The organism is Pseudomonas sp. SK3(2021) (assembly GCF_016772375.1).
GTDB classification, from domain to species: domain Bacteria; phylum Pseudomonadota; class Gammaproteobacteria; order Pseudomonadales; family Pseudomonadaceae; genus Aquipseudomonas; species Aquipseudomonas chlororaphis_I.
The window spans coordinates 5652408-5674556 of record NZ_CP061943.1 but is presented as its reverse complement, the minus strand read 5'-3'; the positions used below and the strand labels follow the sequence as shown (position 1 = coordinate 5674556).

The window sequence follows — 22149 nt, the reverse complement described above, 5'->3', positions numbered from 1 at the left end:
AGACCAGGAGCCCTGCATGCAGGTCGTGCCGATACTCGAAACTTGCGCACAGGTGCAGGCGCGTGTGCGCGAGCTGCGCAACCAGCCTGACGTGCGCAAGTACATGTACACCTCCCACGAGATTTCCGAGGCCGAGCACCGTGCCTGGCTCGACTCGCTGGTGGATAATCCGCGCCAGTCGGTGTTCGTGGTGCTGCAAGAAGGAGTCGCCTGCGGCGTGGTATCGCTGAATGCGATCAATGCCCTGCACAAGAGCGCCGACTGGGCCTTCTACCTGGACAGCGGCTTGCAGGGCAAGGGCTTGGGCAGCCAGCTGGAGTTCTGGTTGCTCGACCATGCCTTCGGCGCGGTGGGCCTGGAGAAACTCAACTGCGAGGTGCTGGCGTTGAACCAGGCGGTGATCCGCCTGCACCAGAAGTTCGGTTTCACCCTCGAAGGCGTGCGCCGGCAGAACGTCGAGAAGGACGGCCAGCGCATCGACGTGATGCTGCTCGGCATCACCCGCGAGGAATGGGCCGCCCAGCGCCCGGGCATGCTCGCGGTGATGGCGCGCCTGGGGCGCTGAAGCCGTTACGCATAACGGTCAGATGGCCGCGACATGACCATTGCGTCATTTTGCCGGGGCCCGCTGCCCAGGCCGGCTATCATCAGCCACGACGATTTTCACAGGTGGGGGCTTTCATGGGCGCAGGGCACAGTCACGGACAGGTTCGGGCCGGACACGAACGTAAGTTATGGATGGCCCTGGGGCTGACCGGCAGTTTCATGATCGCCGAGGTGATCGGCGCCTTTGTCACCGGCAGCCTGGCGCTGCTGTCCGATGCCGCCCACATGATGACCGACGCATTGGCGCTGGCGATCTCCCTGGTGGCGATCCAGGTCGGCAAGCGCGCGGCCGATCGCAAGCGCACCTTCGGTTATGCGCGTTTCGAGATTCTTGCCGCGGCGTTCAACGCCATCCTGTTATTCGTGGTTGCCTTCTACATCTTGTTCGAGGCCTGGCAGCGCCTGTCCGCGCCGGCGGAAATCCAGTCCACGGGCATGCTGGTGATCGCGGTGCTGGGGCTGATCGTCAACCTGATTTCCATGCGCCTGCTGGCCTCGGCGAGCGCCGAAAGCCTCAACGTCAAGGGCGCCTACCTGGAGGTGTGGAGCGACATGCTCGGCTCCATCGGCGTAATCGTCGCGGCGTTGGTGATTATGTACACCGGCTGGGGCTGGGTCGATTCGCTGGTGGCGGCGGCCATCGGTTTCTGGGTGCTGCCGCGCACCTGGACGTTGCTCAGGGAGAGCATGAACGTGCTGTTGCAAGGCGTGCCGGACGGCATCGACATCGATGAGGTCGAGCAGGGCATCCGCGCCATCGATGGGGTGACCGAGGTTCACGACCTGCACCTGTGGGCCCTGACCAGCGGCAAGAACGTGATGAGCACGCACCTGGTGGCCGACCTGGGGCGGCGCAGCGAACAGCAGATCCTCGCCGAGGTCACCGAACTGATGCATGAGCGCTTCGATATCTCCCATGTGACGGTCCAGGTCGAGCAGGCCGGCTTTCACCAACAGGGGCACGAAGAGCACGTACATTGATTCCCCCGCGGCGTATCGGGCCCCACCGATCGCGTGCACCTGACTATCTGCCCCCCCTGTAGCCGCTGCCGAGCCCCGCGAGGCTGCGATCGACCGCGCAGCGGGCGCTGCTCTTGGGCGCGCCGGAGGTCCTTCGACCAGCGTGGCCCGGACTATCGCAGCCTTCGGCAGCGGCTACACCGCTCGCGTGCACCGGACTATCGGGTTGCCCCCCTGTAGCCGCTGCCGAGCCCCGCGAGGCTGCGATCGACCGCGCAGCGGGCGCTGCTCTTGGGTGCGCCGAAGGTCCTGCGACCAGCGTGGCCCGGACCATCGCAGCCTTCGGCAGCGGCTACAGAGGGTCAGTCGCGCTCTTCGAGCACGTAGCCGACGCCGCGCAGGGTGTGGATCAGTTTGCTCTCGAACGGATCGTCGATCTTGGCCCGCAGGCGGCGGATCGAGACTTCCACCACATTAGTGTCGCAATCGAAGTTCATGTCCCACACGAACGAGATGATCTGGGTCCGCGACAGCACCACGCCGCTCTGGCGCATCAGCAGGTGCAGCAGGGCGAACTCCTTGGTGGTCAGGTCGATGCGTTGCTTGCCGCGAAACGCCCGGTGGCGGCCCTGGTCCAGCTCCAGGTCGGCCACCCGCAACACATCGGGCGTCGGCGATTGCTCACTGCGCCGCAACAGGCTGCGCACCCGCGCCAGCAACTCGGGGAATTCGAACGGCTTGACCAGATAATCGTCGGCGCCCAGGTCCAGGCCCTTGATCCGGTCCACCAGGCGCCCCTGGGCGGTGAGCATCATGATCCGCGTGTTGCTGTTCTGGCGAATGCGCTGCAGCACGCCCCAACCGTCCAGCTCCGGCAGATTGACGTCGAGAATCACCAGGTCGTAGGCGTGCTGGCGGGTCAGGTACAGGCCGTCGGCGCCATTGCTGGCGCAATCGACGACGTAGCCGCTTTCGCTCAATCCCTGATGCAAGTAGTCGGCGGTTTTCGGTTCATCCTCGATCACCAGAATGCGCATGCTGAATTAGCCTCGGGGTTTAATGCAGTGGGGAAGTCCAATAACTTCGTTGGAAGTAATGGGCTGGATGATTCAACTTTCAAAGTTCTTGATTTAAAACTTTAGAATTGTCGTGCGGGGAGAAGTTGTTTCTCTATATTTCAAGTTGTTGGTTTATTGCACTTGCTCTCGGGTCGATGGCCCGGATGTTAATACACAAGCCCGTGGCAGAGCGTTTGCTAACGGATTTGTAATTTTTGCGCCACCCTGTCGATAAGTACCGAAGGCTACATTTGGCCGGCACTAAATACTCACCTGTTAGTTGTTCTATGGGGGGAGTGTGGATGCGTCGTGCCGGTTCAACTTCCTCGCGCCGCTAAGCCTCCACCGTCACTCTGTACCGGTAAGGGGCCAGAAAGCGTTATGCCAACCACCATTAAAAAACTTGCCTGGATAGTCGGGGTATTGTCCGGCGTCCTGTTGTTGGCCAGTGCCTCGTTGCCGGAAGCGGCGGCGGCCGAGAGCCGGGTGCTGAGCCTCGACAACGCCCTGGCCAGTGCCTTCGCCAACAACCCCGAACTGGCGGCCGCGCGCTGGGAAATCGACATTGCCCAGGGCGGTAGGCAGCAGGCTGGGCTGATCCCCAATCCGGTGTTGTCCTGGGACGCCGAGGACACCCGCCGCAGCTCGCGCACCACCACCGTCAAGCTCAGCCAGACCCTGGAACTGGGCGGCAAGCGCGGGGCGCGCATCGATGTCGCCAGCCGCGCCCAGGACGCCGCGGCGCTGGAGCTGGAACGCCAGCGCAACCAACTGCGTGCCGATGTGATCGCCGCCTTCTACGGCGCCCTGCGTGCCCAGGAACGCAGCGATCTGGCCGGGCGCTCCCTGGCCCTGGCCGAGCGTGGGCTGACGGTGGCCAAGGGGCGGGTGAGCGCGGGCAAGGCCTCGCCCGTGGAAGCGACCCGCGCCCAGGTCCAGCTCTCGGAAGTTCGCCTGGAGCTGAGCCGTGCGGAGATGGACCGGGCCAACGCCTATCGACAACTGGCGACCGTGACCGGCGCCACTACCACCGATTTCAGCGCCGTCGCGGAGCCGGCCAGCGGGCTGCCCGCGCTACCGCCTTCGGCGCAATTGCTGGCGCGCCTGCAACAGACCACCGAACTGCGCCTGGCAGACATGCAGGTGGTGCAGCGCGAAGCGTCCCTGGGGCTGGAAAAGGCCCAGCGCATTCCCGACCTCGATATCAGCGTGGGCAGCCAGTACGACGCCAGCGTGCGCGAGCGGGTCAACCTGGTCGGGGTGTCGATGCCGATTCCGCTGTTCAACCGCAACCAGGGCAACGTGCTGTCGGCGGCGCGCCGCGCCGATCAGGCCCGGGATTTGCGCAACGCCGCGGAGCTGCGCTTGCGCAGCGAAACCCGCCAGGCCCTGGATCAGTGGAGCACCGCCAGCAGCGAAGTGCAGTCGTTCAACCAGGTGATCCTGCCGGCCGCGCAAAACGCCGTGGACACCGCCACCCGTGGCTTCGAGATGGGCAAGTTCAACTTTATCGAGGTGCTCGACGCCCAGCGCACGCTGATCAGCGCCCGCACCCAGTACATCGCCGCGGTGGCCCAGTCCACCGACGCCTGGGTGCGCATCGAGCGCATCTACGGCGATCTCGCCGGCCCCGATCGCACGCTGTGAGAACCGCGTTGTTCGTCCTGCTGTGCCTGGGCGCGCTGCTGGTCACCGATTGCAGCGTGCCGGTGCCGAGCCAGGTCGAGGAGGGCTCGTCCCATTGGTGCCTGCATGAGCTGCATCGGGCGCTCGGCGATTTCTTTTTTCCACAGACCTCATGACGCGCCGGTGTTGCCGGATGGCGCGTCGAGTCGATTTTTTCAGGAGCATTCATGGACAAGAAACGAAGCATGGCCTTGGCGCTGGGCGTGGCGGTCGCGCTCGGCGTGGCCGGGTTGATGTGGCAGGACCTGTTCCAGGGGGCACCGGTGGCCGCGCAGGCGAAACCCGCGGCCAAGGCGGACACGCACAGGGACGGCGAGGCAGGTCAGCCGGAAGCTGAGGGGCACGCCGAGGAAGAGGGCAAGGTCGAACTCAGCGCCGAGCAGATCAAGGCCGCCGACATTCAACTGGCCGAGGCCGCACCGCGCAATCTCAGCAGCTTGCTGACATTGCCGGGGGAGATCCGCTTCGACGAGGACCGCACCTCGCACATCGTGCCGCGCGCGGCCGGGGTGGTGGAGTCGGTGGCGGTCAATCTCGGCCAGACGGTGAAGAAGGGCGAGCTGTTGGCGGTGATCGCCAGCCAGCAGATCTCCGACCAGCGCAGCGAGCTGGCCGCCGCCGAGCGCCGGGTCGAGCTGGCGCGCACCACCTTCCAGCGCGAGCGCCAGCTGTGGGTCGACCAGATCTCCGCCGAGCAGGATTACCTGCTGGCGCGCCAGACCCTGCAGGAAGCCGAAATCGCCCTGAACAACGCCCGGCAAAAGATGAATGCCCTGAGCGGCAGCGCGGTGCTGGCGGGCGGCAACCGCTATGAAATGCGCGCGCCGTTCGACGGCGTGGTGGTGGAAAAACACCTGAGCGTCGGCGAGGTGGTGGGCGAGGCCAGCGCCGCCTTCACCCTGTCCGACCTGTCCCGGGTCTGGGTCACCTTCGGTGTGTTTCCCAAGGACCTGAACAAGGTCCGGGTGGGCAAGCCGGTCCGGGTGCAGTCCACCGAGCTGGGCACCCAGGTGCAGGGCACGGTGGCCTATGTCGGCAGCCTGCTGGGCGAGCAGACCCGGACCGCCACGGTGCGGGTCACGGTGCCCAACCCGGACGACGTCTGGCGGCCGGGGCTGTTCGTCTCGGTGCAGGTGGCGACCGACACCTACCAGGCCGGCGTCACCGTGCCGCAAGAGGCGATCCAGACCGTGGAGGACAAGCCTTCGGTGTTCGTGCGCGTCGCCGACGGTTTCCAGGCCACGCCCGTGGTGCTGGGCGGCAGCGAAGGCGGCTTCGTCGAGATCCGCGAGGGCTTGCCGGCCGGGACCCGGGTGGCGACCTCCGGCAGCTTCATCCTCAAGTCCGAACTGGGCAAAGGCTCGGCCGAGCACGGCCATTGATCCCGCCTTATTCGCGAGTGTTTCCCTGGAGAGCGACTTCCCATGTTTGAACGCATCATTCAATTCGCCATCGAGCAGCGCATCATTGTCCTGCTGGCGGTGCTGCTGATGGCCGCCGTGGGCATCGGCAGCTACCAGAAACTGCCGATCGACGCGGTGCCGGACATCACCAACGTCCAGGTCCAGGTCAACGCCAGCATGCCCGGCTACTCGCCGCTGGAAACCGAACAGCGCATCACCTATCCGGTGGAAGTGGCCATGGCCGGCCTGCCGGGCCTGGAGCAGACCCGCTCGACCTCGCGCTCGGGCCTGTCCCAGGTGACGGTGATCTTCAAGGAAGGCACCGACCTGTACTTTGCCCGGCAACTGGTCAACGAGCGCCTGCAAGTGGCCCGCGAACAGCTGCCCGAAGGCGTGGAGGCGAGCATGGGGCCGATCTCCACGGGCCTCGGCGAGATCTTCTTCTGGACGGTGGAAGCCGAGCCGGGCGCGCTCAAGGAAGACGGCACGGCCTATACGCCGACCGATCTGCGGGTGATCCAGGACTGGGTCATCGCCCCGCAACTGCGCAACGTGCCGGGGGTGGCGGAGATCAACACCATCGGCGGCTTCGCCAAGCTCTATCAGATCGCTCCGGACCCCAGGCGCCTGGCGGCCTATAACCTGACCCTGGGCGACCTGATGACCGCCCTGGAGCGCAACAACGCCAACGTCGGCGCCGGTTATATCGAGCGCAACGGCCAGCAGTTACTGATCCGCGCGCCGGGGCAGGTCAAGTCCATCGAGGACATCGCCAACATCGTGATCAACACCGTGGACGGCACGCCGATCCGCGTCAGCAACGTGGCTACCGTGGACATCGGCCGTGAGCTGCGCACCGGTGCGGCCACCGAGAACGGCCGCGAAGTGGTGCTGGGTACGGTGTTCATGCTGGTGGGGGAAAACAGCCGCACGGTGTCCCGGGTGGTGGCGGAGAAACTCGCCGAGATCAATCGCTCGCTGCCCAAGGGCGTGACCGCAGTCACCGTGTACGACCGCACCAACCTGGTGGACAAGGCCGTGGCCACGGTGAAGAAAAACCTCATCGAAGGTGCGCTGCTGGTCATCGCCATTCTGTTTTTGTTCCTGGGCAATATCCGCGCCGCGCTGATCACCGCCATGGTGATTCCGCTGGCCATGCTGTTCACCTTCACCGGCATGTTCACCAACAAGGTCAGCGCCAACCTGATGAGCCTCGGCGCGCTGGACTTCGGGATCATCGTCGACGGCGCGGTGGTCATCGTCGAGAACGCCATCCGCCGCCTGGCCCATGCCCAGCAGCACCACGGGCGCATGCTCACCCGTTCCGAGCGCCTGCACGAAGTCTTCGCCGCGGCCAAGGAGGCACGCCGGGCGCTGATCTACGGGCAACTGATCATCATGGTGGTGTACCTGCCGATCTTTGCCCTGTCCGGGGTGGCCGGGAAGATGTTCCACCCGATGGCCTTCACCGTGGTGATAGCCCTTTTGGGAGCGATGATCCTCTCGGTGACTTTCGTCCCGGCGGCGATCGCGCTGTTCGTCACCGGCAAGGTCAAGGAGGAAGAAAACTTCGTCATGCGCGGCGCCCGCCGTGGCTACGAGCCGGTGCTGCGCTGGGTGATCAGCCATCGTGCCCTGGCCTTTGCCCTGGCCTTCCTCAGCGTGCTGGTTTCGGGCCTGGTGGCCAGCCGCATGGGCAGTGAATTCATCCCCAGCCTCAGCGAAGGCGACTTCGCCCAGCAGGCAATGCGCGTGCCCGACGCCAGCCTTACCCAGTCGGTGGAAATGCAGAAGACCCTGGAGAAAACCCTGCTGGCGCAGATCCCGGAAATCGAGCGGGTATTCGCCCGCACCGGCACTGCCGAGATCGCCTCGGACGTGATGCCGCCGAACATCTCCGATGCCTACCTGATGCTCAAGCCCAAGGAGCAATGGCCAGACCCGGGCAAGTCGCGCGAGGCGATCATTGCCGACATCGAACGGGTCGGCAACAGCCTGCCAGGCAACGTCTACGAGCTGTCGCAACCGATCCAGCTGCGCTTCAACGAACTGATTTCCGGGGTGCGCAGCGATGTCGCGGTGAAGGTCTTCGGCGATGACATGGCGCTGCTGAACAAGACTGCCGAAGAGATTTCGCAGACCTTGCAGAGGGTCGACGGCGCCGCCGAAGTGAAGGTGCAGCAGACCACCGGCCTGCCGGTGCTGACGGTGAATGTCGATCGCGACAAGGCGGCGCGTTTCGGCCTCAACGTCGGCGATGTGCAGGACGCCGTGGCGATTGCCGTGGGCGGGCGCAAGGCAGGCATCCTGTACGAGGGCGACCGGCGCTTCGACATGCTGGTGCGCATGTCCGATGCCCAGCGCACCGATATCGACGGGCTGTCGCGCCTGCTGATTCCGGTGGCGGCGGCCGCGGGCAGCGTCAACGGGCAGCTGGGTTTCATCGCCCTGTCGGAAGTCGCCAGCGTCGACCTGGTGCTCGGTCCGGCGCAAGTCAGCCGCGAGAACGGCAAGCGCCTGGTGATCGTCAGCGCCAACGTGCGCGGCCGCGACATGGGCTCCTTCGTCGAAGAGGCGACCCGGGCCATCGGCGACCAGGTGAAGATCCCGACCGGCTACTGGATCACCTGGGGGGGGCAGTTCGAACAGTTGCAGGAAGCCTCCAAGCGCCTGGAGATCGTGGTGCCGGTGGCGCTGCTGCTGGTATTCGGCTTGTTGTTCATGATGTTCAACAACCTCAAGGACGGGCTGCTGGTGTTCACCGGGATTCCCTTCGCCCTGACCGGCGGGATCATGGCCCTGTGGCTGCGCGACATCCCGCTGTCGATCTCGGCGGGGGTGGGCTTCATCGCATTGTCGGGGGTGGCGGTGCTCAACGGCCTGGTGATGATCGCCTTTATCCGCAACCTGCGCGAAGAAGGGCGGATGCTCGCGGCGGCAGTCAACGAAGGCGCGCTGACCCGCCTGCGCCCGGTGCTGATGACCGCGCTGGTGGCGTCCCTGGGGTTCATCCCCATGGCCCTGGCCACCGGCACCGGCGCCGAAGTGCAACGGCCGCTGGCCACCGTGGTCATCGGCGGCATCATCTCCTCCACCGCCCTGACCCTGCTGGTACTGCCGGCGCTGTACCACTGGGCGCACCGCAAGGAAGAAGAGCAGGAGCTGCAAGACCTGCTGAACGACTGACCCGCGATCGGCTTCGCCCAACCCCGCCTGCGTGATGCGCAGGCGGGGTTTTGTTCATGTGGCCCCTGTAGTCGCTGCCGAGCACCGCAAGGCTGCGATCGACCGCGAAGCAGGCGCTGCTCTTGAACTCGCAGGAGGTCCTTCGGACCTATCGCAGCCTTCGGCAGCGGCTACATCGATTGCGTGCATCGAACTAGCGGGTTGCACCCTGTAGCCGCTGCCGAGTACCGCGAGGCTGCGATCGACCGCGCAGCGGGCGCTGCTCTTGGCGCGCAGGAGGTCCTTCGGCAGCGGCTACAGGGATCTGGAAACATCTGCTGAAAGAGTGCTCCCGCAAGCAAAAGCATGAGCGGCTAGATTGAGGTAGATGACCTGTATGGAGAGCAAAGGAATGCTTGTCCACTCCAATGGCTACCGGCTACTCAAAGGACGGGTATCGGAAGCTGGCCGTGTCTACTCGATTACCGTCGTGACTCACCAACGGCGCCCCTTGTTTCGCGACTTCCGTGTTGGCCGCCTGGTGGTTGATCAGCTCAAGCAAGTCCACGAAGCCGATCACGTGCGCTCATTAGCCTGGGTTGTCATGCCTGACCACATTCACTGGCTATTTGAACTGCGAGACAGATCCCTGGGAGAGGTGATGTGCCGTTTCAAATCCAGAAGCGGCACGCGGATCAATTCACACCTCGGCAGTCAGGGCCGTCTTTGGCAGAAGGGGTATCACGATCACGCTCTGCGCAAGGAAGAAGACCTGAAGGCCATCACCCGCTACATCATTCTCAACCCGGTACGAGCAGGGCTTGTTCAACGTCCCGGCGACTATCCCCTCTGGGATGCCATCTGGCTTTGATGTCGTCGCTGCGTGACCGGGCCCATTGGGGCTATTCCCCTGTAGCCGCTGCCGAGCCTGCGAGGCTGCGATCGACCGCGAAGCGGGCGCTGCTCTTGGGCGCGCAGGAGGTCCTTCGGACCTGTCGCAGCCTTCGGCAGCGGCTACACCGATCGCGTGTACCGAACTATCGGGTTATTCCCTGTAGCCGCTGCCGAGCCTGCGAGGCTGCGATCGACCGCGAAGCGGGCGCCGCTCTTGGGCGCGCAGGAGGTCCTTCGGACCTGTCGCAGCCTTCGGCAGCGGCTACACCGACTGCGTGACCGGGCCCATTGGGGCTATTCCCCTGTAGCCGCTGCCGAGCCTGCGAGGCTGCGATCGACCGCGCAGCGGGCGCTGCTCTTGGACGCGCAGGAGGTCCTTCGACCAGCGTGGCCCGGACCATCGCAGCCTTCGGCAGCGGCTACATCGACGGCGTGACCGGGCTCCGGGGGGGGCGTCGGGGCAAAAAAAAGCGCCCCATGCGGGACGCTAAAAATTCATCTCTTTCCAAAGGAGCATTCGAAAAAACGCTTCAGAGATGAATGTGCTCGGGGTGGGCCGGCGTCAGCGGGAGGCTGTGCATGCCTGGGGCCCTGTGGTTCCGTGAGGGGCGGCGTGGGTTGCGCCGTTGTGGTTCTTTTCGTCGTTGTACTGTTGCTGGCCGAGCCAGAATTGTTCCAGGGCATGCCTGGCGCGTTCGCTGCCGTTATCGCTGGGGAGCGCGCCGGGCTGGCCAGGCGGAGTCAGGTGGGCAGGCTTCAAGACATGATCTCCCGCAAGTGGCCGGCCGCTGGCGAAGTGCTGTCGGCTCGGGCATGGGGCAAGTATACGAAGGCCAACCTGACGAGAAGGTGAGGGCGATATTACAGTTCTGAAAGATGGGCGTCTGTGAAGAAGTTTTAACGTCGGGCGGGCCTCGCACCCGCCCGGCGCAAGGGGTTAAAGAATGGCCAGCGGGTATTCGACGATCAGGCGGAACTCCTCCAGGTCGGACTCGAAGCTGCTGGAGCGCACGGTGGCCTGGCGGATGCGCAGCGACAGGTCCTTGAGGGCGCCGCCCTGCACCACGTACCTGGCTTCGATATCGCGCTCCCAGCGGCGCTGGTCGGTCAGCGGGTTGCCGTCCGCATCACGGCGCATGTACACCGCGTTGGCGTTGCTGTAGTCGGCGTCGCTGCCTTTGCCGTAGCGGGTCATGAACGACAGGCCGGGAATGCCGAAGGTCTCCATGTCGAGGTCATAGCGGACCATCCACGAGCGTTCCTTCGGCGAGTTGAAGTCGCTGTACTGGATCGAGTTGTCGAGGAAGATCGAGTCCGACTGGCGCAGGTAGTCGAAGTCGTCGTCACCGTTGTTGCGCTGGTGCGACAGCGACAGGGTGTGGGCGCCATAAGTGGCGCCGACCTTGGCGCTCCAGATGTTGTTGTCGAACTCGCCGAGCAGCTTCTTGCCCTCGTCCACCGCCTTGTAATAGTTGAACCCGGCGAACAGCGAGAACTGGTCGGAGATCGGCCAGGTGGCCGCGGTGCCGAAGTAGTACTGGTCCCAGGCGTCCTTCAGGCGGCTGCTGTAGAGGCTGAAACTGAGGTGTTTGTTTGGGCTGTAGTCGCCGCCGAAGTAGGCGACCCAGGGCGAATCGACCTTGCCGGCATAGAAGGTGGCGAAGCCGTCGCGCAGGCTGCTGCTATCGGGCTGGCTCATGCTGTGCAGGCGCCCGCCCTGGAGGTTCAGGCCGTCGATGCTGGTGTTCTCGAAGGTGGCCCCGCGAAAGCTCTCCGGCAGCAGGCGCGAGTCGCCGTAGTGCACCACCGGGGTTTTCGGGAAGACGTCGCCGACCTTGATCACGGTGTCGAGCAGGCGCATTTTCGCCGCGCCGCCGACCTTGCTGTAGTTGTCGGCCGGCTGGTTGTCGCTGTCCACCGGCAGCATGCCGAATGAGCCGCGCCCACCGCTGCGGCCGCCACCCGAATCGAGCTTGAGGCCGTACATGACAAAGGCGTCGAGGCCGAAGCCGACCGTGCCCTGGGTGAAGCCGGACTCGAACTTGCCGATCAGGGCCTGGGCCCAGGCTTCCGAGTAGCCGTTGCCGGTGGGGCTGGACTGGCCTTTGCGGTCGTCGCGGTTGAAGTAGAAATTGCGGGCCAGCACGTTGAGGCTGCTGCCCTCGATAAAGCCTTCGGGTTTTTCTTCTGCAGCGTTCACGGCCAATGGGCCGAGCCCCAGTACCGCGGAAAACACGGACAGGGACAAGCGGGTATGGGTACGCATGTTGTTTGCTCCTGGATATGGGCAGCTATCAGCTGTTATGTCGCCTGAGGCGTTCTTGTTAGTTGTACTCGCGAATCGTCTGGCTAACGGTTGGAGTCAATGCCGATAGTTGCAAACAACAGATAACGCGGAGGTGACCCGGTTATTACAATTCTGCAAGATTATCAGTGTGAAGTTGTTTCGATTAATGGTCGCAGGCCTTGTTTTATATAGGCTTTGTTCGTGTCCAGGAACAGATATTGGGTTTATTACATATAAGTAATGTAGGCGTGATCTTCCTGACAGGGTCTGCTGGTTATCCTCGTTGCAACTAACCACAGCGAGGAAAGAGTCATGAAACTATTTAAATTGAGTATTGCCGCCCTGGTACTTTCCATGTCGTCCCTGGCCATGGCCGAGGGCGGTGGCGACCGCACCTTCGAGCGGGCCATGAAGGAAAACGAGCGGGCCATGGCGGCTTATGCGGCGAAGCGGGGCAAGGAGGCGCCCGTCGTCGAGGACTACACCTACGAGAAGGAGCTGGATATCAAGAAGGTGGTCAACGTCACACCGCCGATCAAGTCCTGCGATATCGTGCCATCGCGCATGACCTATGAGGACTCGGCGGGCAAGCTCAACACCATCGAGTACAGCGTGCTGGGGGTATGCCGTACCAACGGCAGTTGAACGGGCTGCCTATGTGCGATGAATCGCGAGCATTGGACCCCGGATCGATCGATCGAGATGTCGTTGAGTATTTTCTGACCAGTGCTCGCTGCGCGTGCTTCAAACAGGCAGCGCGCAGCCTGAATACCCGCGTGACAGTGTTGCGCAAGCAGTTGCGGCTATTGGAGGAGCGCCTCGGTGGTCCGCTGTTTGTCTACCGGCAGAACGTCTTGCGCCTGACCCTCAAGGGCCAGCGACTGCAGACACTGTTGGCGGCGCAACGGCAAGTCCCTGAATTACCCAAATCCGGCCGCGCGGCAGTGCCCGTGGTGCGCCTGCTGGCGGCTGACGCCCTGTTGCACGACCTTGTCCTGCGCGACCTGCTGGCCTTTGTACGGCGCAATGCGACCGTGCGCCTGGATCTGGAAATCTCCAGCGCTCCCCACGCCTGCGCGCGCCCGGCGGACATCATGCTCTGGCTCGCCGAACCCGGAAGCCCGCGGCCCGATCCCGGCTTCGCCACCACCGCGCCATTCGCCCTGGCCCGGATCGGCTATCAGGCCTGCGTGGCCAAGCGCTATTGGCGAGTGGCGGCCTTGCCCAGCCAGGCCAGGCACCTGGACGACTACATGCTGGTACAGGTGCGCGAGTACCTGAACGTCGCGGCGCTGGAACCCTGGAACCAACTGGTCCGCCAGCGACCGGCCGGCGTGGCGCAGGTGCATACCCATGAACTGGCGCTGGAAATGATCAGGCGCGGTGCCTGCATCGGCGTGCTGCCTGCCTACATCACTTCCCTGGACAGCAACCTGCTGGCGCTTCCGGCGCTGTTCCCGCAGCAGATGCAGCGCAACGCCTGGTTGAGCACCCATGCGCTGGCGGCCGGGCGCCCTGAGGTACAGGCCATCGTGACGCTGATTCGCCAGGCGTTCGACGCGCGCCAGGAGTGGTTCTGACCCCGTGCCCGGGGCGTTTTTCTGGGGGCGGCGGCCGGCACCCGAAGGCTGGTTTTATCCACCGTTTTCAAAAGTTGAAATGTTTCTGACATCTGCGCGACGGATAGCGAGAAGCGGGATGTTTTTCCAGCAAACCCGTGTTTTCAAGCGCTGCGCCCGCTACGAAGTCGAGACCGGCTTAGTTGTCATCGAATTATCTTTTTAATAAACAAAAAGTGTCATGTCGGATTCCCAGGATCGCCCACGGTCAACCTGATCCATCCGCTGAAGTTGCTGGTTGCAGGTTGCCGCCACACTAAAAGCCAAATCGGGAGTCTCGAATGTTTATTAAAAAGCTCTATATAGGGTTGGGGAACGGTATTGCCTTGGGTTTGCTCGGCGCGACCCTGTCCGGGACGGCCCAGGCCGGCACAGTGACCACCGATGGGGCCGATATAGTGTTGAAGACCAAGGGCGGCCTGGAACTGTCGACCACGGACAAGGCGTTCAGTTTCAAATTGGGCGGCCGCGTGCAGGCGGACTACGGCACCTTCGATGGTTACTACACACGCAACGGCAACTCCGCGGATGCGGCGTACTTTCGCCGGGCCTACCTGGAGTTGGGCGGCACGCTCTACCGGGACTGGAAGTATCAGATCAACTACGACCTTTCCCGTAACGTGGGCAACGACAGTACCGGCTATTTCGACGAGGGCAGCCTGACCTATACCGGCTTCAACCCGTTGAACCTGAAAGTGGGGCGCTTCTATACCGACTTCGGCCTGGAAAAGGCCACCAGCTCCAAGTGGGTCACTGCGATGGAGCGCAATCTGTCCTATGACCTGGCGGAGTGGATCAACGACAACAGCGGCATGGGCGTGCAGGCCAATGGCGTGGTGGGCGGCATGGCGTATCTGTCCGGCAGTGTGTTCAGCGAAAACAACAACGACACCGATGGCGATAGCGTCAAGCGCTACAACCTGCGGGGGGTGTTCGCCCCGCTGCATGAATCCGGCAACGTGCTGCATGTCGGTGCCCAATATGCTTATCGCGACCTCAAGGATGCCGCCGTCGATACCCGTATCCGTTCGCGCATGGGCATGCGCGGCGTGGAGACCAATGGCGGCAACAGCGCCGGCAGCAACGGCAATCGCGCGGTGTTTGGCGGTAGCACGGCGCAGCAGGGGCTGTGGACGGACGATTCGGTCTGGGGCGTCGAAGGGGCCTGGGCCGTGGATGCGTTCTCGGTTCAGGCGGAATACCTGCGCCGGACGCTCAAGGCCGACACCGCACAAAGCGACATAAAGGCCTCCGGTTATTATGCGCAATTGGCTTATACCCTGACGGGCGAGCCGCGGATCTACAAACTGGACGGCGCCAGGTTCGACACCATCAAGCCGCAGAACAAGCAGTGGGGCGCCTGGGAGCTGTTCTATCGCTACGACTCGATCAACGTCGAGGACGACAATGTGGTGGTCAGCAGCGCTACGCGCCAGGTCGGCGATACTGAGGGCAAGACTCATACCCTGGGGGTCAACTGGTACGCCAACGAAGCCCTGAAACTCAGCGCCAACTACGTCAAGGCGCGCACCGATAACCTCAGCAACGCGGTGGGCGACGACACCGGCAACGGCCTGGTCATGCGTATGCAATACCAGTTCTAGAGCCTTTGCCAGGACGCCTTTGACGAAGGGCAGCGTCTTCGCGCAAGCGCTCGCGAGGACGTTGCCGCAAGTGCTCCGCCCCGCTGGCGCTCAGCGCCGATTCGAGGGGCGAGAATATTTTCGCTGACGCCGGTCGGCGGGACCTCCAGAAAACTTCGCCAATGCCGATGGAGACGCTAAGTCGTTCTTGAAAACTCCTTCACCGGTGCATCCCATGTTCAACAAAATCTTGAAGCAAGAGCTGATGGCTCTACGCGAAGAACTCTCGAGCCTCCAGCAAGTGAAGGACAGTCTCGACAGCGAAATGCTGGTGCTGATTCTCGATCCTGGTGGACGCATTCTGTCGGCCAACGGCAACTTCAACCAGGAAATGCTCTACAGGGGCAGCGAACTGGTCGGCCGCCACATCGAGGACATTGTGCCGGCCCACGTCAAGAGCGATGAGTTCCACCACCGTTTCAAGGCGACGCTGACCCGTGGCGAACACTTTGCCGGCGCGGTACGCCTGCTGCGCGGCAACGGCCAGGAAGCCTGGCTGCGCTCGATCTCCCAGCCGGTCCGCGATTCCCAGGGGCGGATCAAACATTTTTCGATTTACTCCAGCGACCTGACCCGCACCATCGAAGCGTCTCGCGAGCACGAGAACCTGATCGGCGCGCTGGTCCGTTCCACGGCGGTGATCGAGTTCGACCTCAACGGCAACGTGCTGACGGCCAACGAGCGTTTCCTCAACGCCATGGGCTACAGCCTGGCGCAAATCCAGGGCAAGCATCACCGCACCTTCTGCGAACCGGAGGAATACAACAGTGCGGAGTACCAGGCGTTCTGGAAGCGCCTGAACGCCGGCGAGTTCGTCGCCGGGCGGTTCAAGCGCATCGACAGCTACGGCCGCGTGGTCTGGCTCGAGGCCTCCTACAACCCGGTGGTCGATGCCAACAACCGGCTCTACAAGGTGGTGAAGTTCGCCACCGTGATCACCGACCAGGTGAACCAGGAGCAGGCAGTCGCCGAGGCGGCGAACATCGCCTACAGCACCTCGCTGCAAACCGACAACAGCGCCCAGCGCGGCACCAGCGTGGTGACCGAGGCGGTGAACGTGATGCGTGACCTGGCCAAGCACATGCAGCAGGCCGGTGAGGGCATCGAGGCGCTGAACGAGCAGTCGCTGGTGATCGGCACCATCGTCAAGACCATCAGCGGCATCGCCGAGCAGACCAACCTGCTGGCACTCAACGCGGCCATCGAAGCGGCGCGCGCCGGTGAGCAGGGGCGCGGCTTTGCCGTGGTGGCCGACGAAGTCCGGCAACTGGCCTCGCGCACCAGCAAGGCCACCGACGAAATCGTCGGCGTGGTGCGGCAGAACCAGGACATGGCGCGCGAGGCCGTGGCGCTGATGACCGATGGCAAGGCCCAGGCCGAGCAGGGCCTGGCCCTGGCCGCCGAAGCCGGTACGGTGATCGTCGAGATCCAGGACGGCGCGCAGAAGGTGGTAAGCGCCGTCGGCCAGTTCGCCAACCAATTGTCCAACTGATGTTCCGGCTGCCTCGGCCGTTGTGGGCCTCATGACCGGGCGGGGCAGCTATCAGCCCTGCCCGTCGTTTTCGAGATGGGGCGCGACCAGGGTTTCGAACCATTCGATAAAGGCGTTCAACCGACGCGAGCGATGGTTGCGATTGGGATAGAGCGCGGAGATCGCCATGGACGCGGGGCGAAAACCGGGCAGGACTTCCACCAGTTCGCCGCTGTCGAGCAGGTACTGCACGTCGAAGCGCGGGATCTGGATCAGCCCCAGCCCGGCCCGGCAGCAGGCGATGTAGTTTTCGGCGTTGTTGACGATCACCCGGCTGGGCAGGTTCAACTCCAACTCGTGACCTTCGGCCAGGTATTCCCAGGGCTGTTCGCGGCCCGTGCTGGGGGAGCCGTAGCCGATCATCCAGTGACCATCGGCCAGGTCGCCCGGGGTCTGTGGCTGGCCGTGCTCCGCCAGGTAGGCGGGGCTGGCGCAATTGATCAGGGCCAGGTGGCCCAGGTGCCGGACGATCAGGCTGCTGTCGCGCAGGGTGCCGACGCGGATCGCGCAATCCACACCCTCCTGCACCAGGTCGATGGAGCGGTCGGTGGAGCCCAGGGCCAGTTTCAGGCTGGGGTAGCTGGCGAAAAGCTCGGGCAGGGCGGGGGCGATCAGGCGCCGGGCGATCCGGCTGGGCACGTCGACATTGAGCCGGCCGCAAACGTCCAGCTGACGGGTGTGAAACAGCTGCTCGAGTTCCACCGCATCGCTCAGCAACAGGCGTGCGCGCTCCAGCAGGATGGCGCCGTCGGCGGTCAGTTGCACCTGGCGCGTGGTGCGGTGCAACAGGCGCGTGGCGAGGGCGGTTTCCAGTTGCTGTACGGCTGCCGACACAGTGGCCCGGGGCAGTTCAAGGGTGTGCGCGGCCTTGATGAAACTGCCCATTTCAGCCACCTGGATGAACACACGGTACTGCTCGAGTTTATCCATGGAGGGGCGTGCTTCCGAAGCTGGTGGTGCGCGCGTCTTTTGTAGGAGCGTGGCTTGCCCGCGATGGCGGTGTGTCAGGCAGATTGCAATCGCGGGCAAGCCTCGCTCCTACAGAATCATCTCGCACCTGATGGCGATCTTTTCCAAACGCCAATCTACCTCGCCCCTTGGCGGATTACTCGGGTCGATGACAGCCGTCGATCAGAAGGCCGGGCCTCACTTGGTGGTGTAGCCGCCGTTGATCAGCAGGGTCTGGCCGGTGATCCACCAGCCATCGGTGACCAGATGACGGATGAAGGGCACCACGTCTTCGATGTCGGTCAGGCCGGTCTTGCTGAAGCCGGACAACGCCGCGGCGGTCTTGTGGTAAGCCACGGCGTCCGCGCCTTCGGCCGGGTAGAAGAACGGCGTGTCCATCGGTCCCGGACCCACGGCGGTCACCGAGATGCCGCGGGCGCCGAACTCCTTGGAGGCGGCGCGGGTGAAGTGTTCCACTGGGGCCTTGGCCCCGCCGTAGGCGGCATAGAACGGCGTGTAGGCGCCGAGCAGCGAGGTCACCAGCGTCACCAGCTTGCCGTGGTTCTCCAGGTGTTTGCCGGCTTCCTTGATAAAGAAGAACGCGCTCTTGGCGTTGACCGCGAACATGTCGTCGTACTCGGTTTCGCTGATCTCGACGATGGGTTTTTTCAGGACCTTGCCCACGGTGTTGATGGCGATGTCGATCTTGCCGAAACGGGCCTTGGCGTCGCTGAAGAGTTGCTCCACCGCCGCGGCGGTGGTCAGGTCGGCCTGCCAGGCATGGGCGTCGACACCCAGGTTCTTGATCGTCGCCACGGTCTGCTCGGCGTCGGCCTTGCTGGCGCTGCTGTTGTAATGCACGGCGATGGCCTTCGCGCCATGGGTGGCCAGGTCCCGGGCGATCAGGCCGCCCAGGTTCTTCGCGCCGCCGGCGATCAGTGCGACCTTGTTTTTCAGAGAATGGTCTGCCATGGAAAAGCTCCTTCAGCCTGTGAGGTGAAGGCCCAGTCTAAGCAGCCGCGAGTCAGGGATAAGCCCGGTCAATCTGGATGGATTGTCCAGGAAAAATGCCCAATCCCGACGGCTGCCCAGTACCGGGATGTCGCTACAATCGACTCTTTTTCCCTGGAGCCTTACCCATGAGCGCGTCCCATCGTCGCCCGGTTTCCCTGGCCAAGGCCTATCGTCTGCTCAACCACGGGCCGACCGTGCTGGTCAGCGCCGCCCATGGCGGCCAGCGCAACATCATGGCCGCGGCCTGGGCCATGCCGCTGGATTTCGAGCCGCCGAAAGTCGCGGTGGTGCTCGATAAATCCACCTGGACCCGCCAGTTGCTGGAAGCCGCCGGCACCTTCGTGCTCAACGTGCCGTGCGCCGCCCAGGTCGATATCGTGCAGACCGTGGGTTCCACCTCGGGCCTGGAGCTGAGCCGCGGCCAGGGCCGTGACAAGTTCGCGCTGTATGGCCTGCCGACCTTCGCCGGCGAGCGGGCCGAGGCACCGTTGCTCGATGGCTGCGTGGCCTGGCTCGAATGCCGGCTGCTGCCGGAGCCGGACAACCATGAACGCTACGACCTGTTCCTCGCCGAAGTGATCGCCGCCCAGGCCGATGAGCGGGTGTTCAGCGAGGGGCGTTGGCATTTCACCGGCCACGATGCCTTGCGCACCCTGCACCATGTGGCGGGCGGGCATTTCCTGACGATTGGCGATTCGCTGGATGGCAAGACCCTGCCATCCCCTCAAGGAATGTAACCCCGTAGCCGCTGCCTCGCGAAGCAAGGCAGCGATAGGTCCGCAGGATCTCTTGCGAACTCAAGGGCGGCGCCTGCTGCGCAGTCGATCGCAGCCTCGCTTTGCTCGGCAACGGCTACAGGCGCGGCTTACCAGTTGACGGTGTTCAGGGCGTCGGCGAAGACCTTGAGTTTGGGCGAGTACTGGCGCGATGGCGGGTAGACCAGCGACAGCGCCCGGCTGCGCCCGGAAAAGGCTTGCAGGATCGGCACCAGGCGACCGTCGGCGAGGGCGTCCTCGACGGCGAAGTGCATCAGCTGGGCGATGCCGAAGCCTCCCAGCACACCGTCCACCAGCGCGTCGCCGATGTCGAAGATCAGCCGGCTGGGCACGCTGACATCGCGCACCTTGCCGTCGAGCATGAACTGCCAGTCCACCAGGCGCCCGCTGCGCAGGTTGCGCACGGTCAGGCAGTTGTGCCGTTGCAGTTCTTCCACCGTTCGCGGCGTGCCATGGCGCGCCAGGTAGGCCGGGGAGGCCACTGTGACCCAGCGCAGTGGCGCCAGGGGCCGGGCGATCAGGCGCTGGTCCTGGATCTCGCCGGTGCGCAGGATGGCGTCGAAGCCTTCGTCGACGATGTCCACCAGGCGATCGGTCATCACCGCTTCGATGCTCAGGTCCGGGTATTGCTCGGTCAGGCGACCGATCAGCGGCATCACCACCTTGCGTCCGAACAGCGACGGCGTGCTGATCTTCAGCAGGCCGGTAGGTGAGTCGCGGCGATCCAGCAGCAGGCGTTCGGCCTGCGCCAGTTCGGCCAGCAGCGGTGTGGCGCGCTCCACCAGCAACTGGCCGTCCGGGGTCAGGCTGACGCTGCGGGTGTTGCGTTGCAGCAGGCGCACGCCCAGTTGCTGTTCCAGGCGCGAGATGGCCCGCGACAGGCCGGACTGGGTCAGCCGCAGATCGCCGGCGGCACGGGTGAAGCTGCGGGTCTCGGCGACCCGGACCAGCAAACGAACGGCGTTCAGATCCATGATTAAAGTCATCACTGAAAGAGCAGTGACGGTATTTATCATCTTATTGGCATCAAAGAAACTGAGGGTCCTCTCTCTCACGCAAGGATTCGACACGATGCCCGCCACCTCTTCAGCCCGGCCATCCGGCTGGATGCTGCTCCTGCTGGCCAGCGCGCAGCTGATCATTGCCCTGGACGCGACCATCGTCTTCGTCGCCTTGCCGGAGATCGGCAGCCACCTGGGTTTTTCTGCGCAACAGCTGCAATGGGTGGTCAGCGCCTACAGCGTGGCCTTCGGCGGCTTTCTGCTGCTGGGCGGCCGGGCGGCCGACCTGCTGGGCAAACGCCGTTTCTACATCGTCGGGCAAAGCCTGTACGCCCTGGCCTCGCTGGCCGGCGGCCTGGGTGGCAGCGCGCTGCTGCTGGTGCTGGCGCGGGCGGTGCAGGGTGTCGGCGGGGCCATGCTGTTCCCGGCGACACTGGCGCTGATCAACAGCCATTACCCCGAAGGGCCGGCGCGCAACCGGGCGTTCGCGGTGTGGAGCGCGGCCTCGGCGGCGGGCCTGGCCCTGGGCGCGCTGCTGGGGGGCGTGTTGACCCAATGGTGGGGCTGGGAAGCGGTGTTCCTGGTCAACGTCCCCCTGGCTGGCGCCTGTGCCCTGTTGGCCCGGCGCTGGATTGCGGCCGATGGCCAGCGGGAGCGTGGCCGGCGCTTCGACCTCAGCGGCGCCTTGACCGTGACGGTGGGCGGCACGCTGCTGGTGTTCGCCATTGTCCAGGGCCCGGAATGGGGCTCGAGCGCGCCGGCGACCCTGGGTTGCGGGGCGCTGGCGCTGTTCCTGCTCGGTGTGTTCGTCTGGATCGAACGGCGTGGCCACGACCCGCTGATGCCGCTGCGCCTGCTGGCCCATCGCGAGCTGCGCCTGGCGATGTTCCTTACCGCCCTGTTCATGAGCAGCTTCGGCGTGCAGTACTACTTCCTCGCGTTGTACTTCCAGCAGGTCTACGGCTACAGCGTGCTGCAAAGCGGCGTGGCGTTTCTGCCGGCAACGCTGCTGTGCACCGTGGGCATCTGGCTGGCCGAACGTTCGTTGCTGCGCTTCGGGCTGCGGGCGACCCTGGTCAGCGGTCTGCTCCTGGGCGCGCTGGGCATCGGCGGGGTGTATGTGGCGCTGCCCGACGGGGCGGGGTTCTGGAGCCTGATGCCGGGCATCGTGGTGCTGAGCATCGGCCAGGGCATGACCTGGACCGCCATGTGGGTCTCGGCTGGCCAGGGTATTGCCCCGGGCGAGCAGGGCGTGGCGGCGGGCATGGCCTCCACCAGCCAGCAGATCGGCGGAGCGCTGGGGCTGGCGCTGCTGGTGTCCCTGGCCAATGCCGGGCTGGGTGGCTCGCAGGCGGCCGGCATCGAACAGGCGGTGGGCGCCAGCGCCTTGCTCGCCCTGCTGGGGGCGCTGCTGGCCTTGCGTTTGCGGGTGCCGGCGTCTGGCTCCGAGGGCCTGGCGGCAACCGCCGAGCGCGGCTGAGGGGCAGCCGATGACGGTGCACCTGTAGCCGCTGCCGAGCGAAGCGAGGCTGCGAACGAGGACGCAGTCCTCGCCAAA

18 protein-coding genes and 1 pseudogene are annotated in these 22149 nt (G+C 64.4%); 14 read left to right on the top strand and 5 right to left on the bottom strand.

What is annotated here, in order from left to right; genetic code table 11:
* Positions 1 to 16 precede the first annotated feature (16 nt).
* Together pseH and IF690_RS25105 are read left to right on the top strand one after the other, a co-directional pair.
* Complete coding sequence (pseH, locus tag IF690_RS25110) at positions 17 to 565, top strand: UDP-4-amino-4,6-dideoxy-N-acetyl-beta-L-altrosamine N-acetyltransferase (RefSeq protein ID WP_202697802.1); 549 nt, start codon at positions 17 to 19, stop codon at positions 563 to 565.
* Between the two features lie 116 nt (positions 566 to 681).
* Entirely contained in the window at positions 682 to 1587 is a 906-nt protein-coding gene (locus IF690_RS25105) for a cation diffusion facilitator family transporter (protein WP_202697801.1), read from the top strand.
* A 341-nt stretch (positions 1588 to 1928) separates the two neighbouring features.
* Here IF690_RS25105 and IF690_RS25100 read toward each other — a convergent pair whose 3' ends face one another.
* Entirely contained in the window at positions 1929 to 2603 is a 675-nt protein-coding gene (locus IF690_RS25100; RefSeq protein ID WP_202697800.1) for a heavy metal response regulator transcription factor, read from the bottom strand.
* 402 nt (positions 2604 to 3005) lie between these two features.
* Here IF690_RS25100 and IF690_RS25095 point away from each other — a divergent pair, with 402 nt between their 5' ends.
* The 5 genes from IF690_RS25095 to IF690_RS25075 all read left to right on the top strand — a co-directional run bounded on the left by IF690_RS25095 (position 3006) and on the right by IF690_RS25075 (position 9749).
* Positions 3006 to 4271, top strand: a complete 1266-nt coding sequence (locus IF690_RS25095; RefSeq protein ID WP_202697799.1) for a TolC family protein — start codon at positions 3006 to 3008, stop codon at positions 4269 to 4271.
* Complete coding sequence (locus IF690_RS25090) at positions 4268 to 4426, top strand: hypothetical protein (protein WP_202701776.1); 159 nt, start codon at positions 4268 to 4270, stop codon at positions 4424 to 4426. Before IF690_RS25095 ends, IF690_RS25090 begins: the two co-directional genes overlap by 4 nt.
* A gap of 51 nt (positions 4427 to 4477) precedes the next feature.
* A complete protein-coding gene (locus IF690_RS25085; RefSeq protein ID WP_202697798.1) occupies positions 4478 to 5692 on the top strand; it encodes an efflux RND transporter periplasmic adaptor subunit in 1215 nt (404 codons plus the stop codon).
* 42 nt (positions 5693 to 5734) lie between these two features.
* Positions 5735 to 8899, top strand: a complete 3165-nt coding sequence (locus IF690_RS25080) for an efflux RND transporter permease subunit (protein WP_202697797.1) — start codon at positions 5735 to 5737, stop codon at positions 8897 to 8899.
* 391 nt (positions 8900 to 9290) lie between these two features.
* The gene (locus IF690_RS25075; RefSeq protein ID WP_202697796.1) at positions 9291 to 9749 is read left to right on the top strand and encodes an REP-associated tyrosine transposase; all 459 of its coding nucleotides are present in this window, start codon (positions 9291 to 9293) and stop codon (positions 9747 to 9749) included.
* A gap of 960 nt (positions 9750 to 10709) precedes the next feature.
* Here IF690_RS25075 and IF690_RS25070 read toward each other — a convergent pair.
* On the bottom strand, positions 10710 to 12038 hold the full coding sequence (locus IF690_RS25070) for an OprD family porin (protein ID WP_202697795.1): 1329 nt from the start codon (positions 12036 to 12038) through the stop codon (positions 10710 to 10712).
* A gap of 333 nt (positions 12039 to 12371) precedes the next feature.
* On the opposite strand from IF690_RS25070, the gene IF690_RS25065 reads away from it, so the two are divergent.
* From IF690_RS25065 to IF690_RS29390, 5 genes and pseudogenes are all read left to right on the top strand, one after another.
* Positions 12372 to 12704 (top strand): DUF2790 domain-containing protein, encoded by a 333-nt coding sequence (locus IF690_RS25065; RefSeq protein WP_202697794.1) that lies wholly within the window; start codon positions 12372 to 12374, stop codon positions 12702 to 12704.
* Positions 12683 to 13639 carry a LysR family transcriptional regulator gene (locus tag IF690_RS25060; RefSeq protein WP_353844174.1) on the top strand — a complete coding sequence of 319 codons (957 nt, stop codon included), beginning with the start codon at positions 12683 to 12685 and terminating at the stop codon, positions 13637 to 13639. The genes IF690_RS25065 and IF690_RS25060 overlap by 22 nt, the downstream gene beginning before the upstream one ends.
* 320 nt (positions 13640 to 13959) lie before the next feature.
* Positions 13960 to 15282: an OprO/OprP family phosphate-selective porin gene (locus IF690_RS25055; protein WP_202697792.1), complete on the top strand. Its 1323-nt coding sequence runs from the start codon at positions 13960 to 13962 to the stop codon at positions 15280 to 15282.
* Positions 15283 to 15496: 214 nt separating this feature from the next.
* Positions 15497 to 16273 (top strand): annotated as a pseudogene (locus tag IF690_RS29395) (PAS domain-containing protein); the annotation flags it as partial.
* A 108-nt stretch (positions 16274 to 16381) separates the two neighbouring features.
* Positions 16382 to 16813: a methyl-accepting chemotaxis protein gene (locus IF690_RS29390; RefSeq protein ID WP_231103282.1), complete on the top strand. Its 432-nt coding sequence runs from the start codon at positions 16382 to 16384 to the stop codon at positions 16811 to 16813.
* A 51-nt stretch (positions 16814 to 16864) separates the two neighbouring features.
* Here IF690_RS29390 and IF690_RS25045 read toward each other — a convergent pair whose 3' ends face one another.
* Both IF690_RS25045 and IF690_RS25040 read right to left on the bottom strand, forming a co-directional pair.
* The gene (locus IF690_RS25045; RefSeq protein ID WP_202697790.1) at positions 16865 to 17782 is read right to left on the bottom strand and encodes a LysR family transcriptional regulator; all 918 of its coding nucleotides are present in this window, start codon (positions 17780 to 17782) and stop codon (positions 16865 to 16867) included.
* A 216-nt stretch (positions 17783 to 17998) separates the two neighbouring features.
* Positions 17999 to 18772 (bottom strand): SDR family oxidoreductase, encoded by a 774-nt coding sequence (locus IF690_RS25040; protein ID WP_202697789.1) that lies wholly within the window; start codon positions 18770 to 18772, stop codon positions 17999 to 18001.
* Between the two features lie 167 nt (positions 18773 to 18939).
* Here IF690_RS25040 and IF690_RS25035 point away from each other — a divergent pair, with 167 nt between their 5' ends.
* Positions 18940 to 19551, top strand: a complete 612-nt coding sequence (locus IF690_RS25035; protein WP_202697788.1) for a flavin reductase family protein — start codon at positions 18940 to 18942, stop codon at positions 19549 to 19551.
* A 128-nt stretch (positions 19552 to 19679) separates the two neighbouring features.
* On the opposite strand, the gene IF690_RS25030 is transcribed toward IF690_RS25035, so the two are convergent.
* Positions 19680 to 20564 (bottom strand): LysR family transcriptional regulator, encoded by an 885-nt coding sequence (locus IF690_RS25030; protein ID WP_202697787.1) that lies wholly within the window; start codon positions 20562 to 20564, stop codon positions 19680 to 19682.
* Between the two features lie 97 nt (positions 20565 to 20661).
* Here IF690_RS25030 and IF690_RS25025 point away from each other — a divergent pair, with 97 nt between their 5' ends.
* Positions 20662 to 22071, top strand: a complete 1410-nt coding sequence (locus tag IF690_RS25025) for an MFS transporter (protein ID WP_202697786.1) — start codon at positions 20662 to 20664, stop codon at positions 22069 to 22071.
* Positions 22072 to 22149: the final 78 nt, after the last annotated feature.

Bases quoted from the DNA above. Each gene is read 5' to 3' on its own strand.
- IF690_RS25075 (WP_202697796.1), top strand. From the start codon at position 9,291: ATGCTTGTCCACTCCAATGGCTACCGGCTACTCAAAGGACGGGTATCG.
- IF690_RS25070 (WP_202697795.1), bottom strand. From the start codon at position 12,038: ATGCGTACCCATACCCGCTTGTCCCTGTCCGTGTTTTCCGCGGTACTG.
- IF690_RS25045 (WP_202697790.1), bottom strand. From the start codon at position 17,782: ATGGATAAACTCGAGCAGTACCGTGTGTTCATCCAGGTGGCTGAAATG.
- IF690_RS25055 (WP_202697792.1), top strand. From the start codon at position 13,960: ATGTTTATTAAAAAGCTCTATATAGGGTTGGGGAACGGTATTGCCTTG.
- IF690_RS25095 (WP_202697799.1), top strand. From the start codon at position 3,006: ATGCCAACCACCATTAAAAAACTTGCCTGGATAGTCGGGGTATTGTCC.
- IF690_RS25040 (WP_202697789.1), bottom strand. From the start codon at position 18,772: ATGGCAGACCATTCTCTGAAAAACAAGGTCGCACTGATCGCCGGCGGC.
- pseH (WP_202697802.1), top strand. From the start codon at position 17: ATGCAGGTCGTGCCGATACTCGAAACTTGCGCACAGGTGCAGGCGCGT.
- IF690_RS25060 (WP_353844174.1), top strand. From the start codon at position 12,683: ATGCCGTACCAACGGCAGTTGAACGGGCTGCCTATGTGCGATGAATCG.
- IF690_RS25025 (WP_202697786.1), top strand. From the start codon at position 20,662: ATGCCCGCCACCTCTTCAGCCCGGCCATCCGGCTGGATGCTGCTCCTG.
- IF690_RS25105 (WP_202697801.1), top strand. From the start codon at position 682: ATGGGCGCAGGGCACAGTCACGGACAGGTTCGGGCCGGACACGAACGT.
- IF690_RS29390 (WP_231103282.1), top strand. From the start codon at position 16,382: ATGCGTGACCTGGCCAAGCACATGCAGCAGGCCGGTGAGGGCATCGAG.
- IF690_RS25085 (WP_202697798.1), top strand. From the start codon at position 4,478: ATGGACAAGAAACGAAGCATGGCCTTGGCGCTGGGCGTGGCGGTCGCG.
- IF690_RS25065 (WP_202697794.1), top strand. From the start codon at position 12,372: ATGAAACTATTTAAATTGAGTATTGCCGCCCTGGTACTTTCCATGTCG.
- IF690_RS25035 (WP_202697788.1), top strand. From the start codon at position 18,940: ATGAGCGCGTCCCATCGTCGCCCGGTTTCCCTGGCCAAGGCCTATCGT.
- IF690_RS25080 (WP_202697797.1), top strand. From the start codon at position 5,735: ATGTTTGAACGCATCATTCAATTCGCCATCGAGCAGCGCATCATTGTC.
- IF690_RS25100 (WP_202697800.1), bottom strand. From the start codon at position 2,603: ATGCGCATTCTGGTGATCGAGGATGAACCGAAAACCGCCGACTACTTG.
- IF690_RS25030 (WP_202697787.1), bottom strand. From the start codon at position 20,564: ATGGATCTGAACGCCGTTCGTTTGCTGGTCCGGGTCGCCGAGACCCGC.